This is a genomic window from Moraxella sp. CTOTU47724 (genome assembly GCF_032014955.1).
Taxonomy (GTDB): Bacteria; Pseudomonadota; Gammaproteobacteria; order Pseudomonadales; family Moraxellaceae; genus Faucicola; species Faucicola tetraodonis.
Genome location: NZ_DALZSV010000051.1, coordinates 1 through 17077, shown reverse-complemented (window position 1 = coordinate 17077; position 17077 = coordinate 1). Strand labels below are relative to the sequence as shown.

At 33.5% G+C, this 17077-nt stretch carries 10 protein-coding genes; 9 read left to right on the top strand and 1 reads right to left on the bottom strand.

From position 1 onward, the window contains the following. The first annotated feature begins 433 nt into the window (after nt 1–433). The 9 genes from RTR63_RS09505 (at nt 434) to RTR63_RS09465 (ending at nt 16478) form a co-directional block, all read left to right on the top strand. Complete coding sequence (locus RTR63_RS09505) at nt 434–1609, top strand: AAA family ATPase (RefSeq protein ID WP_036592178.1); 1176 nt, start codon at nt 434–436, stop codon at nt 1607–1609. 2 nt (nt 1610–1611) lie between these two features. After that, a complete protein-coding gene (locus tag RTR63_RS09500) occupies nt 1612–3996 on the top strand; it encodes a S8 family peptidase (RefSeq protein ID WP_312523917.1) in 2385 nt (794 codons plus the stop codon). Between the two features lie 78 nt (nt 3997–4074). Next, nucleotides 4075–8106, top strand: coding sequence for an NACHT domain-containing protein (locus tag RTR63_RS09495; protein WP_203171176.1), 4032 nt, complete (start codon nt 4075–4077; stop codon nt 8104–8106). Nucleotides 8107–8132: 26 nt separating this feature from the next. Further along, nucleotides 8133–9917 (top strand): VPA1262 family N-terminal domain-containing protein, encoded by a 1785-nt coding sequence (locus RTR63_RS09490; RefSeq protein WP_312523916.1) that lies wholly within the window; start codon nt 8133–8135, stop codon nt 9915–9917. After that, nucleotides 9910–10548 carry a hypothetical protein gene (locus RTR63_RS09485; RefSeq protein WP_203171162.1) on the top strand — a complete coding sequence of 213 codons (639 nt, stop codon included), beginning with the start codon at nt 9910–9912 and terminating at the stop codon, nt 10546–10548. The genes RTR63_RS09490 and RTR63_RS09485 overlap by 8 nt, the downstream gene beginning before the upstream one ends. Then, nucleotides 10538–12538 carry a hypothetical protein gene (locus RTR63_RS09480; RefSeq protein ID WP_203171163.1) on the top strand — a complete coding sequence of 667 codons (2001 nt, stop codon included), beginning with the start codon at nt 10538–10540 and terminating at the stop codon, nt 12536–12538. The genes RTR63_RS09485 and RTR63_RS09480 overlap by 11 nt, the downstream gene beginning before the upstream one ends. A 518-nt stretch (nt 12539–13056) precedes the next feature. Then, the gene (locus RTR63_RS09475) at nt 13057–13848 is read left to right on the top strand and encodes an acetoin reductase (protein WP_007116064.1); all 792 of its coding nucleotides are present in this window, start codon (nt 13057–13059) and stop codon (nt 13846–13848) included. A gap of 662 nt (nt 13849–14510) precedes the next feature. After that, on the top strand, nt 14511–14906 hold the full coding sequence (locus tag RTR63_RS09470) for a lysozyme inhibitor LprI family protein (RefSeq protein WP_312523915.1): 396 nt from the start codon (nt 14511–14513) through the stop codon (nt 14904–14906). A gap of 234 nt (nt 14907–15140) precedes the next feature. Beyond that, nucleotides 15141–16478, top strand: a complete 1338-nt coding sequence (locus tag RTR63_RS09465; RefSeq protein WP_278932042.1) for an FAD-dependent oxidoreductase — start codon at nt 15141–15143, stop codon at nt 16476–16478. A gap of 78 nt (nt 16479–16556) precedes the next feature. Here the strand turns inward: RTR63_RS09465 and RTR63_RS09460 are convergent, their stop codons facing one another. Beyond that, entirely contained in the window at nt 16557–17021 is a 465-nt protein-coding gene (locus tag RTR63_RS09460; protein ID WP_312523912.1) for an NAD(P)/FAD-dependent oxidoreductase, read from the bottom strand. Nucleotides 17022–17077: the final 56 nt, after the last annotated feature.

The following is a 17077-nucleotide window of genomic DNA, read 5'->3' as shown; positions in this document are numbered from 1 at the left end:
TTACAATTTAATAAGCTTTACCTTATAAATTTTAAGTCAATTCAACTCAACACTTGTTATTGTTTAAAATGAAAACCGCTGAAATTTCAGCGGTTTTATCGTATTTGGCTTTCAACAAAAATATTTATCATTTTATTCACTGTTATCGTATCAATATTCTCACGAATTATTCTTCATAAGATTGAATCCATTATATTCATGCAGTTCATTAAATACTTTGTTCGCAAATAAATTATTTAGAACTAGGCGTTTTAATCTTGAGAAATAAAATTATAGAAAATATTAATATAATATTCATGGATTTATTTTTTTAACACATATTCTAAAAATATTATGCAAAATGTAGAAAAAATTATGCATAAGACTATTATTTTTATTCAATTATTAAAATTTTTTGATATAATAAGTCCTAAATATTTTTTGAGGTATCTCTATGGATTATTTTCCTATTATTACTTCGATCTGCAGAGCGAGCATGGGTTCGCCATCAGTAGCAGTCATAAATAATATAAAGAAACTTATTAAAGCATTAGAGAAGGATAATAAATTTGAAGAAGCTAATAAGCTTAAAGATATTTTAGACAGTCAATCATTAAAAGCTGAGTTGAAACCAAGTAGAGTAAGTCTATCTAAATATTATTTTGAAGGCGAAAGAATGCCAGAGGGGATAAAACCGCCAGTTGATAAGGAGTCAGGCAATTACCTAGCAGAAATAATATTTCCTAAAAACTTGGTTGACATGAGACCTATTTTTGACTTAACACTAAATAACAGTATCGATTATCTACTCGAAGAATGGATGAATATTGAACATTTAAATACAAATAATGTTAAGCCAGCATATTCAGTCATGTTATTTGGAGAGCCAGGAACAGGAAAAACACTGCTTGCTCAGTATTTAGCGAAAAAATTAGAATTGCCGTTGATTACGGCTAAGCTTGACGGCTTATTATCGTCATTTTTAGGTACTACAGCTAGAAACATATCAAATTTATTTTCATTCGCAAATAGATATAAATGTGTTTTGCTATTAGATGAGTTTGATTCGATTGCTAAATTAAGGGACGATCCAAATGAACTTGGTGAATTAAAGCGAGTTGTTAATACTCTTCTTCAGTGCTTGGATGAGCGTGGCAAAACTGGATTTACAGTTGCTATTACAAATCATGATCAGTTACTCGATTCCGCAATATGGAGAAGGTTTGATTTAAGGATTCAAATTCCTAAACCAAATTTGAAAATTAGACAGGAAATTATCTCTAGTAATGCTTATCAAGCTTTTGGCTTTTCAGATTTACAGAACAAATTTTTATCGGTTGTGACAGAAGGTTATAGTGGTTCAGATATTGATAAATTGATGAATTTCCTTTTTAGGAAGAAAATACTTTCAAATGAAAATTTTAATTTTATAGAAGCACTCAAAGAATTTATTACCCTGAATGCAAATTTAACAGATCCAAAATTCCTTACATCTATAAATGAGAGTGAAGATGCATTAATTCGTAATTTAAATAAAGATGAAGGTTTCAAATTTAATCAAAGGGAAATTGCTGAACTTTTGAATACATCTCAGTCTAATATAAGTAGAGTTTTAAAGAAGGAATTATAACAATGAGCAACCCTGTTCAAATTATTTTAAACTCGAGAAATTTTATACAGCGTGTAGTTCCTACGCCAGGCGGTAGTAATACAGACTTTTTTAGTGGTAGGGATAAAGAGTTCATTAATCATAAGCAAAACTTAATATCTTCCATAGACTCTATTGTACAGTCATCACCAGATGATGGACTCATCTATGCAAATGTCGAGCTACAGGTTAATGGATGGGCTAAAAGCCATCGTCCAGTGAATAAAATTTTCAATGATAAAAATATTGAGAGCATAACTGCAGGTAATGAACTTGGAAATATTATTATTGGTACTACAAAAGAAAAGTTGAATGAAATTAGTTCTATTATTAGTAAGGCTCCGAATCACAACTCAATAGAAATAGACAAAAAAACGGGAAATCCTAAAGAAAAAGTCACGCCTCTAAGAAGTGAAGTCGGGGTAATTCGCTCATTAAGATTGTATGATAAAAGTGATAAACGAAGCTTCAGTGCACAGCAAGCGATGGAATGGCTTTGTAGTCAAGATGTTGGTAGTGTCTATTACATTGAAACTTTTATCAGCTCTAAAAATTATACACTTCTTGAAGAAAGTGAGTTACAAAATTGTTTTCACAAAATAAAAGAAAAATTACTAATGTTAGAGGTAATCAATTTAGATCTCGACTTAGAAATTGATAGTTTAATTTTCATCATTAAGTTTAAAAACAATAATGATTTGAGAAATCAAAGTATTCATGTGGAGTTGCTAGATATTTTAGACAACTCTTCTATAGTAAGAATGGTCTATTTGCCACCTGTGATTCAATCTTTAGAAAGCACAAATTTGGGATCTTCTAGTCTATCAACGTTTGCTCCCGAAGAGGGTAAATCATACGCTGTAGTAGGTGTTATAGATACTGGTATTGCTGATAATGATGTACTTAGACCTTGGGTTACTGGGGGCATTGAATTTATACAGGATGATCTACAGCAAGAGCGAAATCATGGAACATTTATCGCTGGTTTGTTAGCTCATGCTACCCAAATAAATAATGATAAATTTATCAAGGAAGCACCATGCAAGATATTCGATATTGATTTATTTCCGACTTTTAGCTTTGAAGAGTTTTATAGTAATGGCTTTATTGATTTTTTAAAACAGCTTGATGATTATTTACCAGAAGTTAAGGCAAAAGGCATTAAAATTCTAAACATGAGTTTAAATCTTGTGAGTTGTGTTAATGACCAGTCATATAGTTTATACGCTGATTTTCTGGATAAGATGAGTAAAAAACACGGCGTAATATTTGTACTTTCTGCTGGCAATTTACAACCCAAATTAGCTCGTGATGAGTGGCCAGTAGATAAGGTAGATGCTTTAAAACAACTTGCAGAATATCCTTATCAAGGTGAAGATAGAATTTATATACCTTCTGAAAGTATCTTATCAGTGACTGTTGGTTCTGTAGATCCTGAATTAACATCTGATCAATTTTTTCCTAGCAGATTTTCAAGACGTGGTCCAGGGGTTTCTTTTGCACAGAAGCCAGATTTAGTTCATGTGGGTGGTAGTATGATTCAACCCCATCATCTAAAATCCTTTAGCCCAAATGGAAGTATAACTTCTGGCTGTGGTACTAGCTATTCTGCTCCTTTAGTCGCTAAAACTCTAGCTAATATTGATCACCTCATTGAAGGAGACTGTAAGCTTGAAACATTAAAAGCATTATTGATACATAATGCTGAAAAACCAGACTGGACTCGGATTAGAGAACTTAAAGCTATTTCAAATGATTTTGTAGGCTATGGCATACCCAAAAATGCTTATGAGTCATTAATCACTTCAGACAATGAGATTACAATGGTTTTTGAAGGTGAAATTTCCAAAAATCAAGAACTAAATTTTGAGTTTTCTTGGCCACAATCATTAGTAACGCCTTCTGGTGGAATTTCAGGTACTGCACAAGTTACATTAGTTTATACCCCTAATATTGATCGTCACAATGGTGCCGAATTTATTTTAAACTCTTTAGATGTTCGTTTAAGACAACAGACTGATAAAACTAATCAAGAAGGCGAACCAATATTTAAAAATATTCTAACTAATGATAAAGATTACGCATTTGAAAAAGATATGATTCAGCATGGGCTTAAATGGTGGCCTGTCAGAAAAATACAGAACAAATGGACAAATAAAGGTAGATATTCTCTATGTCGTTTAGTTGTCGAGCCACTTGCAAGATCTGGATACGAGATAATTGAACCAGTACCGTTTACCGTGATTTTAACTATTTCTGATGATAAAAAGAAACATCATATCTTTGATGAGATGAAACAACAATTATCTGCAAATGGTATATTGGCGAATGATATTAGAACGAGTATTTCTAGTAGATTGCGAACATAAAAAAATGTCAAAACTTTATATAAATTCCTTTTTTTGAAAAACTGATTCTAAGATGTTTATTGTTTTCAAGCCAACGCCATGACCTATATACCTAGAACACTCACTTATAATCATAATCAACGGACAAAAACCATCAAAGATGTTGAATTATTGTCGTTGAACAAACCTGTGGTCGTATTGGCTGAGCCAGGTATGGGCAAATCATCATTATTAAATGAAATATCTAAACTTTCAAATTATCAGCTAATCACAGCCACTTCCTTTTTACGAAGACCTAAAGCAATGATTATGAACAACCAGAGCGAATGGTGGTTAATTGATGCACTTGATGAAATGCCCTCAAAGCATGAAGGTAGTAACATAGATGAGGTTTTACAAAAACTGTATGACTTAGGTTCACCAAACTTTATTCTTACTTGTCGCAATATTGAATGGCGATCCACAAATACTGACATTATAAAGGATTTCTATGGCAATAACATAATCGAAACTCATTTAGAAGCATTTAACCGATACGATGCTAAGAATTTTCTACAGAGCTATCTTACGTTTTCAGGGGATGCTGAAGAATTATTGTTAAGCTTAGACAATCATAATTTATCAAGTTACTATGAAAACCCGTTAACCTTAGAGCTATTAGCAAAATCTAACTTTGATAAGCTACCAGAAAATAAGGCTGATATTTTTGAAGTGGCAACACAAAAGTTGTGGCAAGAAACCAATGACTATGCCACAAATCAGCTCAAAACCTTCTCACAATCTCAGGTAATTGACCAAGCAGGTTATATTTTTGCCACTTATCTTCTGACTGGTAAACAAATTATTTTCAATGGCAACACAGCAAAAACTCCGACGGATGCTTTAAATATTCATGAATTAACCATTACGAGTGTTCCACTCACAGAAATTCTAAAAACACGATTATTCAAAGCTACTGGTGAAGAATATTGTTACAAGCCTTGGCATAGGACGATTGCTGAATTCTTGGGGGCAAAGTGGCTAGCTGAAAAAATGACATCAGTCATGTTACGGCAAAGGATTTTATCTCATCTTATAGTTAACGGGGGTGTTATTGCCTCACTAAGAGGCTTGTTTACCTGGTTATCTTACTTTAATTCTGATTTGGCGAAAGTTATTATCCAAGTTGACCCTTATGGGCTGATTAAATATGCCGATACCAGTAATTTAACAGATTCACAATGTAAGTTATTGTTTGAAGCTCTAATCGAGCTATCTGAAGAAAACCCCAGATTTCGACAGCAAGACTGGGGCTGGATTAAAGCACCAGGTTTAGCAAAGCATTGCCTACTAGAAGATTTTCGCCAAGTTTTGCAAAATCCGAATAGTAATTTTAACTTGAGGTTAAGTGTTATCCAAATTCTACAGGACGCAGATTTTGTTCATGAGCTTAAAGATGATCTAGTCGCTATTTTACTTGATGTAACACGCACTTATAGCGAACGAAAGGATATATTGGATTTGTTATTTGAAAAGCATATTCAAATAGATTGGGGCAATATCTTTGATATATTAATCGCAACCAAGGAGCATGAATCATTACGCTTAGTATTAGAATTTTCAAGAAGAAATGATTTCCAGTATTTAACAGATGACCAGATATTAAAACTAATTATAAATTCTTACAATCTGGGTGGAAATGAAGCTTACAGAAGGTATATCTTACCTAGGAATGGCAGTTATTTTTACTTTACTAATTTTCCTGTTGAGAAAATTTTAGCATTATTGAATGGAGTTTATAAAACTGTTAAGGCATTAAATTTAGATCCTCACCGCATTGAAGGTAATACTCGTAGGGGTTTGAATACCTTGATTATCTGCTTGATTCACCGTTATATTATTAATAGCAGTAATACTATTCCACCCGATATTTTTGCAAACGTTATTACGATTTTTTCCAAATTTGATACCGAGTCTTTAGCATTTATTGATGACGGTGTTGAATTTTTTAACGATTATTTTAAAAAGAACCTAGATTATAAATTTGAGATTCAAAAGAAGTTAATCCAAATAAAACCAGAATCTCACTTTCACTATCCTTTTGGATTTACTGTTTTACATGCTTTAATTCCTACTGAGCAAGAAGAAAAGATAAGGTTACTGCTGGATATTCAAAATCAAAAAAAGAATGAAAAAAATTTAAAAATTTGGAAACAGCTAGTACGTTTATTAAGGGGAGATGATGGAATTTCTAATGAAGCCTATCAATTAGCCTTACCTTACGCTCAAAATGATAAAGAACTTAAGAAAATTTTGGATGATATGAGAAATCCAACTGATAATAGTTGGCTTTTTGAGATGAATAAGAGTGATAAATGGGTAAGACGTAAAAAAAAGGTTTCAATTTTTCGCCTAAGAAACAGATTACAAAGAAATATTGCTAAACTTGAATCAGGTAATTATCATTTTTGCGAAATACCCGCACAAATTATTTTGAATCAATATTTCGATGATATTGATATACCGAGAACTTTATCTGAATTTGAAAAACTAGAATTTGTATTGGGAAAAAATTTAAGTGCTTCAGCAAACAAAGGCTTTGAGGCTAGTTTAAAGAATCAACAATACTCAATGCCTCTCATTGTTGATGCTCATATTGACAGACAGCATTATAGAATTGAGTCTGTTATGATAGCTGGTATTTTTCAGCGCATCATAAATGGGCAATCTTTAGATGATTTGACTGATGAAATTATTTTGACATGTGGGGCTATTCTTGAATTTGGTCATTTTATGATGTCCTTTTATCAGGAAGAGAATATTATTCAGAATAAAGTTAGAGAGCAAATAAACAATAGAAGTTTAAAAGAAACCTTTGTTAATGCACTACTAGACCCACAATTTGAGCGAAACTCACAAAATATTGGGGGAATTCATTGGTTAATCAATAAACAACATAACATTGGAAAATTTGAAATCAATAAAATTATTACTTTGCTTTATAAATACCCTAATATGGATAAACATGACCAAAGGTATTTGATTGATACACTCATCAATCATAAAGCATTTTCAAATATTCACGATTTAGTGTTATCTAGGGTGAATGACTATATTCCATATGAAAGTGATGATATAAAACCTTATGCTAGATGGCTTGCTTTGGCTAGCTATGTAGATGAACCCTTTTTTTTGAAGAAAGTTCAGTGCTTTGAACAACCCGAAGAAATATTTTGGCAATTGTCGGAATTATTTTCAAATAAGCTAGAAGATGGTAATTTTAGACCATCATTACGGATGCTAGTATGGGTTGTATACCGATTTAGCAATAAATTTCCAAAAGTATATCGTCCACAAGGTGTGAGTTCAGGCAATAGGAATGATTGGCAAGCTACTGAATTTGTAGATTATTGTCTGGTATCTATTAGTAATATAACAAGTCAACATGCTAGAGAAGAACTTACATCTTTACAGTATTTATGCCATCCTAGCTATCAAGAATTTATTGTTCATCTATTGGCTCAACAAGCTGTAAAAATTAGGGAAACATTTTATCAGCCTTTAAATCTACCAGAGTTGCTTGCCATATATGAAGATAAGTCACCCAATAATTGTATCGACTTAAAGGCTTTAGTTATCCAACTATTAAATGAAATTCAAGCCAAAATTAAAGGCAATGAAACGGATACTTACAAGGTATTCTATAAAACACTAGGCGATACTCCAACTCCACAAGATGAGAACTATTGTCGTGATAGACTTACTGATTTACTTGAGCCAATGCTCACGAAATATCAGTTTGAGTGTGTTACTGAACGAGATATGCCAAATGTTAAACGTGCTGACATTGTTTGTCAAAATTCTCATTTAAAACTACCCATTGAAATCAAAGGGCAGTGGCATAAAGACCTATACATCAGTTTGAATGACCAACTTGGTGATTACTACTTAAAAGAATTTCAATCTCAAGGACAGGGAATATACTTTGTATTCTGGTTTGGCAATAATATTAATAAGGCTTTGCGTAAGCTACCTAATAGCGAATGCCAACCTCAAACTCCTATTGAGCTCCAAGCACTACTTAAAAATTTGATTAACACTAAGTATAAGCAAGGTATTGATGTTTTTGTGATGGATGTGAGTATAGATTAATTTTAAAAAATTGATGGAGATACAGAATGCAACCCGAGTTATTGCTAAATTATTATGATTATGCAGAGATTAGATATGCAATAGCGGTTGCTAATGGCACTTTTAAACTGATCTTTGCCACTGTACGCCTTTTACCAAAAGATAAACCTGTGTCTTATACAAGTGATGCAATACGAAGTAATCATGGTGATATCACTATGATTGCCAGGAAAGTTGTTTTAAAAGCGGAAGATGCTTTAAAGTGGTATAGAAGGGACGATAATCTATCAGCACCCACTCCATCTTCAGAACAAAGAATTCTCAATTTTGAAGTAGATAACAAGAATCAAAAGAGCATTGCCATAAAATTAACCGATGAAACAGTATGGGGCGATTTTGGTAATCCTTTAAGAGAAAAAAGTTTTTTTAATGAGTTTAGTGATAATAGTGCTCCTTTTTTAGGTTATGCTTCAGATAGAATTCATCGAAGATTTGGACAGCAAAATGGGCTTAAAGAATTACTTGAACTTGAAGAGATAAGACTATTTCTAAAACAAAACTTATTCATAGATTTACGCAAATACTATGAGTATTTGGGTGGCATTGTTCTCATTCTACCTAACCCTATCATTGAATCGATTGAAGACAGATTATTTCAGACAGAAGAAGGCGAGAAACGATTACTTAAGCTTAATGCATACCCTTCACAAAATTTGTCAAAAATTAATCTAATAAACTTTGAAACGTATCTTGGCAATTTAAAAAATTTGCAAATTATAGATAGCGAAGCAATTCAAAGCGATAATGGTCTTATAATCATACCTCACACCAATCCATATCAATCTCATGGCTATTTTTTACTTCATGATGATTTAGGCTGTTTGGAATTAAGACAGCCAACATCCTATTTGAGGCAAGCGAATATTCGTATGAGTATGCATACAGAGAAAGTAGCAATTAGCACAAAACAAAGTGAAAGTAAAAATGCTAAGAATTATACCCACGAAATTTCATTAGCTGAAAAGGTCTCGGAACATGCTGTTGGAGAGTTAACACCAGATGAAATTTACGATAGAGTAGTTAAAGCACGTCAAGAAAGACAATTAATGATCGAGAAAATTGAGTCAGGTCAGGTTTGGTTTTCTAGGGATGAATCTGATGATAGGCAAAAAGCTATCGACTTGATAAAGGAAATTACATTACAAGCAGAAGAAAGGGTGTGGTTCTTCGATCCTTACTTTGGTGATTTGCAGATAACTCAATTTGCTGTAATTCCGAGTTTAAATGATGTTCCGACAGAAATTATCACTTCACGACAGGTTTTTGCAAATGAAAAGTCTTCAAAAAAGAACAAAAATAAATTTAATTTTGATTGTATTTCCTTAAAAAAATTGTTCTTTCGTTATATCCCACCATCTTTAGAAAAGAGCGGGCTTATAAAAACGACAAAGGATTATATTTCAACATTTTTTAATTTTGCATTTGATACTAATTGTGATAATTCTCAAGATAGTAGAATCACAGCTCAATCAATGCTTGATGAGTTGAATCATGTTAAAAGTCAATCAAGGAAAGATAATTTACCTTTAGAATGTTGTGTGCTTGATAGTAATAATATTCCACTTCATGATAGATTTTTAGTCGTCGATGAGGATGTATGGTTTATAGGTCATTCTTTCAACCAGTTAGGTTTACAAAATAGTTTCATGATTAGAGTTCCTGCACCTCAAGAATTATTATTAAAATTAGACGCAATTAAAAGCCAAGCGATTTCCCTAGAGAATTTTATTAAAAAAAATAGTTCCAAATTGGAGGTTTTAGACAATGAATAGATTGCCTAAACCTAAAGATAACATAGAGGAGCAGAAGCAACGAAACAATTCACAACCAAAAATTTTTTTTGGTTTAGAAGAATTAGGTTATTACACTGGAAAAGTAAAGGATAATGAGGCTTTCCTAAGCCTTGACGACTTCAACAATAAGCTTAGAAATTTAAGTAAAATGGATACGGTTGTTTTTTCTGAAAGTTTCATCACAGCAATTAAAATAGCACAAAATAGAATATGGTTAATTGATGAGTATTTGCATTGTTCTGATGATAAAGATAAAGAAAATTTAAAGCTAAATAGGCTTTTGAATCATATTAAGGTAAGAATGCAATATGTCGATGATGTTCGTTTTTTTTTCAAAGATGACAGCCACAGAAAAGAAACTAGCGATCTTTTAAATAAAATTAATAACGAATTAAAGTTGAAAAATTATGAAACTATTAATTATAGATTTTTCTGCTATGAAAATTTTCATGATAGATTTGCTATTATCGACGATGTACTTTGGCATTTTGGTTCTGATGTAGGTGCCTCTAGTCTAAAATTGAATGCTACAAGTTATGGGTGGGACGCAAAATATTTTAATGCTATAAATTTTTTCGAGGCTTTTTGGGAAGAAGAATATGTCAAATGATATTAATTGGTCACCATTACCATTTCATTTAGATAATTATCAATCAGAAGAAAACGTTTTATTAAGATTACTTGACTATTGGTTAGAGAATCGCACAAGTTTCCAATCAATTGAAATAAACTACGAATGTACTTCTGTAGAAAGTTTTAAAAAGAATATAGTGGAGCAAATATTCGTTAATTCGAATAACCTTTTATTAGATACTGATGAATTTGAGTTCACTTGTTATTTGGCTTTAATTTTAATTGAAAAATGCGATGGAACTAGCAAATTTTTTGAATTAGTTGATAGACTCGAATACGAGACTTTAAGCCTAGATTGGCTTCTTGAACGCTATGCTGAAATGGCAAGAGATACACATATTGTCCAAAATCTTATTAAATCCTCTGAATTAGCTGTAAAAAAATATATTCAGCAAGGCATACCATTCGTTCTTAACAGAAAAGAAATTAAGAATGACTATGAGAATCGTAAAATCAATTGGGAAACTGAAAAACATAGTGTTCATGATATTTGGTCAGACAGAGACTTTAATAACCTTTACTGGGATGGTCGAAAAACTGCTTTCTCTATACTTTATATACTTGATAAGGACAAATTTATAGAGTTAGTGCAGAAATTTGATAATCCCTTTGATGTAAAAATAGCCTTAGAAACAATCTTCGAACAAGTATCAATTCAAGATTGGCAATATATGGTTGAGAGTTCTTCTGCAGGCTTCACTCAGGAAGGTAGTTGGATTAAAACTGATTTCTTACTGCCTATACTTTTTGAATTTGCCTTTGATAAGATTGAACGATTAATCCATAGCTACCATGCTAACACAACTACTTCTCAAGAAGTAATCGACCAAATAGTTACCAGGCTTCGAGAATTAACAGAATTTATTATAGATGTACTAAATAAGAAAAACAAAGTTGCATTATTTCGTTGGATTGCATACTTACTTAAGGAATCCAGAAATAATTTTGAGATAGTGGAAAATTTTTCGGTTGAAGCAGATAAAATCCCAAATTTATTTGATTTTGCTAAATCAGCACTGATGCTAAATTTTATAAAAGAATTTGACTGGGAAACCTATTTAAATCAATCAAATGCTAACTTGCTTAAATGGGATGATGCTGAGGATTATGAAGATTGGTATATTCACATCGTATATGGTATTTATGTAAGATCATTTGAAGAAAATATACCGCTAAAAGCTACTCAAATTTCAAGTAAATTTTTCGACAAATGGTATCTTAATACTCAAAATTGGTATGAAGTTGAAGGAGATTCATTTAGAAATGGTACGAAATCTTTCGTTTTTGCAGGTGATAATTTTAACTTTAATTTTGATGGCTATTATTATTTAGCATATTTACTTTTCATATCTTTGAATTCTAATGATGCAAAATGTTGGAAACAAATTTTGCTATCGGCTGATTTATTCTTTGATATACAAGATTTTATTACCTATACAAGTCAGGAAAAATCATGGAACTTTGATAATACCTTAGAAACTAGATATGGATTGGCACTTTTTTCAAGAATTGGTGTCCATCTAACTTTAATATTGTCTGCCAAGGAAGATAACTATTTTGAATTCATTTACAAAAGTGTTTTTAATTTACTTTTGAGGGGTGCATTAACTGATCGAATTTCAACATTTTATATTGATGGATTTAAAACTTTATTATTTTATAAAATATATAGTCATATTAAACCTATACCTGAATTGAAACAGATAATGGAGACTGAACCTAAAGCCTCTGATTACCTACATAGATTTAGTAACAAAAATTCAGAATTTATTAAATTGTTAAATGTTTTAATTGCAAATAAGATTGATGAGACTGTTATCATTAATACAATAAAAGAGGTTGAAGGTTTGGAATTATCCTCAATAATTAATAACATGGAAAAACTCTTGGAACTCAATCCTCAACGCTATACAAATATTAATAAGTCGCTTATTCGAGAAATTAAAAGTATAGTTCCTAAACTTTAGGTTACTGTATTACAAGCAATAGTATTTATTTCGCATAATTTATTTTATGTTAAATACTTTTCTATATTCAGACTTGATAGAGCAACTTAATACAGTAAAAAGGTTCGCTTTTAAAAAAATAAAAAATCCGTGGAAAATATATGTTTACCATAGGTTGCTTTGAGGGTGAGTAAAACTCATCACTATCGATTAAAAACTCAACAAATGTACTTACCACTGTATATGGTCCGAATTCTGTGCTGACTCCTAATTAAACTTTAATTTAGCTGACACAGAGTTTTGAACGCCCTCTAATAAAACGATTGAATTTTCGGAAAAAATCTGAATTAAAAATCTTGCCGATAAAGTTAGTCTTAGCAATATTATCATATCTAACAGGCTTTTACGCTTTGTAAAAAAAACATTACTTACGCCAAACAATTTTGCTGAAATTATTGCTACAACGTTTGTTATACTCAAAAGATAGCGTTTTTTGATACGATGTATTTTTTAATTTTTTTCACCAATAAGGAATCATAATGACTAGATCTACAAAATCCAACGCAAAAGTTGCAGTCATAACAGGTTCGGCAGGGGGTCTGGGTAATGCTATTGCGACTCGTCTTGCCAAAGATGGTTTTCGAGTGGTGCTACACGACATCAGCGAAGATAATCTAAAAAAAGCCAAAGCCGAATTTGACAAAGCAGGGTATGAAAGCATCACGGTGGTGGGCGATGTGTCAAAACGTGCCGACCAATTTCGCCTTATCGAAGAAGCGGTGAAAGCCTTTGGGCAGGTTGACGTGTTTGTCAATAACGCAGGGGTGGAGTCGGTTGAGCCGTTTTTAGAAATTGAAGAAAAAGAGCTTGACCGTGTAATGAATGTGAATATCAAAGGCGTGGTGTTTGGGACGCAAGCAGCCGCCGAGCAGATGAAAAAACAAAACAACGTGAGTAAGATTATCAATGCTTGTAGTATTGCAGGACATGAGTCATATGAAATGCTAAGCTTATATAGCGCCACTAAACACGCAGTACGTTCATTTACCCACTCAACTGCTAAAGAATTAGCCCAATATAATATTCGTGTAAATGCCTATTGTCCTGGGGTGGCTGATACCCCTATGTGGGAGCGAATTGATGCGGCATTTGTCAAACATAAAGGTTATGAGCCAAAACAAGCGTGGAAAGAATTTACACAGGGTATTTTAGTCGGAAGACCAGAGGAACCTGAAGATGTAGCAAATTTAGTATCATTTTTAGCTTCTGATGATGCCAACTATATTACGGGTCAAACTATTTTGACCGATGGCGGTATGGTATTTAGATAATCATTGGGCAATAAAAAAGTGATCTATGCTGTTTGATCCGAACTCTGTATGAACCGTCTCGGGATTGTCGGAAACCTAAAACTCTGAGACAATACTCTTATGGAAAGCAAAAAATACCCAACAGAAGTTAAGAAAAAGCCGTCGACTACTAACGGGTATTTGTCGCCTATTGACGCAGCAAATATCTACTATTGTTCATTAATTCCGTCAGGCTATGCTGCGTGACTCAAGATAATCTGTGGCCGACAATTCCAGTACAGTTCATTTAATAAAATATCTGATTTAGTAAAAGATATATGTCTGCTAATAGGAGCTGTTTTCATAGAATGGGCGCAATACATAGATCAGGGATTTGGTTGTATATGCTTTCAGAATGAACGGATTAACGTTATTTGGGAAGAGTTTCCTAACAACCTCAGTTTTGAGCTAGATTCAATCAGTAATGCAGAGCTACTGTTAGAAAAATTAGTATGATAAAGGTATGCTATAAAAAACCTGTTCAGCAAAGCCTAAGAACACGGTTCTATACTAGGGAGCCGCATTCACCGAATAAACTGGTTTTTCAATGAAAGCTTTATTTTGGCCTGCAGATACAGTAATTAACTCGAAGGTAAACAATCTGTTTGATAAGATAAAAAATTATTTCTAACCACGAGTATGATATGAATTTGATAACAATTAATTTAAAAAAAGCATCTGGTATTGTGTTGTTCTCAATAGGCTTATTTGCTACTGCCCAAGCATCAGCAGCTACATGCGACAAGGCTACTACTCAAGCTGATATAAACAAATGTATTGCCGCTGAATTAAAGGCTGAAGACAGTAAGCTGAATAGCTCTTATAGCAAATTACAGCATGGATTGAATAAAACTGAGAAAAAGCAGTTAAAAATAGTGCAATTAGCATGGATTGACTTTAGAGATAAAGCCTGTAAATTTTCTGCCCGTAGCTCTAGTGGTGGTAGTGCTTACTCAATGGCCCTTAACAGTTGCTTAACGACCTATACGCAGCAAAGACGCATACAGCTTGACCAGGAAATTAAGAACATTCAGAGATAAGAAAAATCAAATAATTGGTGGTGTTCTAAAAAGTATACCCCAAGGAAACCAGTTATTTTACCCTTCAAACATATTAACAGACTACTCAAAATAGACTGTTAATATGGAACCATCTATAACAGACTTTAGAATTATAGGACTGGTTGCTGTGCTTTTTTCCTATCATTAGCCTATGGAGCAAGTTCTATTTAATCATAAAACTTATAATCAATCATAAAAACAGAGGGGCTCACAATGACCATAAAACACATCGAACATCTGATTATCGGCTTTGGCAAAGCAGGTAAAACTCTGGCACAAGCTTTAGCCAAGACAGGCAAATCCGTGATTTTAGTGGAGCAGTCCGCTACCATGTATGGTGGTACCTGTATCAATATTGGCTGTATTCCCTCAAAAAAATTAGCCTTCTTAGCTTATGGTCATGACGTACAACCATCACTTGCTCAAGCAGTTAGCAAAAAGAACGATTTAATTGATAAACTTAATCATGCCAACTTTGAGAAAGTTGATAGTCTAGATAATGCCGAAGTGATTACAGGCAAAGCCAGTTTTATTGATAATAAAACCGTGCAGGTCGTCACCGATACTGACACATTGACCATCACTGCTGATTATATTTACATCAATACAGGGGCGTATAACTGGCAGCCGCCGATTGATGGGTTAAAAGACAGCAAATTTGCCTACGACAGCACCCGTATCATGCAACTAACCGATTTACCAAAACAGCTCGTTATTATTGGTGGTGGCTATATCGGGCTAGAGTTTGCCTTTATTTTTGCAGGGTTTGGCAGTGAAGTGACGATTTTAGAAACAGGCGATACCTTCTTACCACGAGAAGATGAAGATATCACCAAAACTTTACTCGCTATCATGGCAAAACAGCATATTACAGTCAAAACTAATCAGCAAATCAAACAAATAAGCGATAGTGGACAGCAAGCCACAATTACCACCGCTGATAGCGAACTGCATGCCGATGCGATTTTGGTTGCTACAGGCCGCAGAGCCAATACCGAAGGGCTAAACCTTGAAAAAGCGGGCATTGAGCTTACCGATAAAGGTTATATTGCTGTTAATGAAAAATTACAAACCAACGTGCCGAATATCTATGCGATGGGCGATGTGGCAGGCAGCCCCCAATTTACCTATATTTCGCTCGATGATTATCGTGTAGTTAAAAGCCAAGTATTGGGCGATGGCAGTTACACCACCAAAGACCGTACTTTCCCTTATGCGGTGTTTGTCAATCCGCCACTTGCTAATGTCGGTATGACCGCAAAAATGGCAAAAGATAAAGGTTATGACATTAAAACCGCCACACTAGATGCAGCAACTATTCCTAAAGCCAATATCTTAGAACAAGCTGATGGGTTGCTTAAGGCCGTAGTAGATGCTAAAACTGATAAAATCTTGGGTGTGCAACTGTTGTGTGCCGAGTCGCATGAATTGATTAACTTTATGGATTTAGCAATCCGTCAAGGCTTAACCTACCAGCAGGTGCGTGATCATATTTTTACCCACCCTAGTATGAGTGAAGCATTGAATGATTTGTTTGCTGCTATCAACTAACTGTTTTATAGCGAGGTTAGACGTTGCTTATAACGGCTAACCTCATTTACTTTCAATATTCACTCACTTTATATCCGCTTAGTTAAAACTTAAAAATTCTTCTGCACTTGTTGGATGAATGGTAAATGTCTCTTCTAAATCTGCTTTAGTAATACCAACTTTCATTGCCAAAGCAAATCCTTGTAAAATTTCATCCACATCTGACCCGACGGCATGAATGCCCACCACGGTCTCATCGCGACCTGCACAGACAATTTTAACTGTCGATGTTATATCATCGTGTGCAACCGCACGAAACATGGGCATAAATTTATTAGTGTAAGTTTTTACATTTACTTGACCATGGGCTTTAATCGCCGCTGACTCACTCATACCAATAGTGGCCATTGGCGGATGACTAAATACCACGCTTGGCACTAATTGGGTTTCTAGCTTTGGAGTGCTTTGTTGACTGAATAATCGCTGTGCGAGGTATTTACCTGCTTTGGTAGCCACAGGTGTTAATGGAATACCGCCTTCGATAATATCACCTGCAGCATACATGTAAATACCCCAAACTTAAAACAACATCAAAGTAGAAACATTAAGCCACCTGTTTA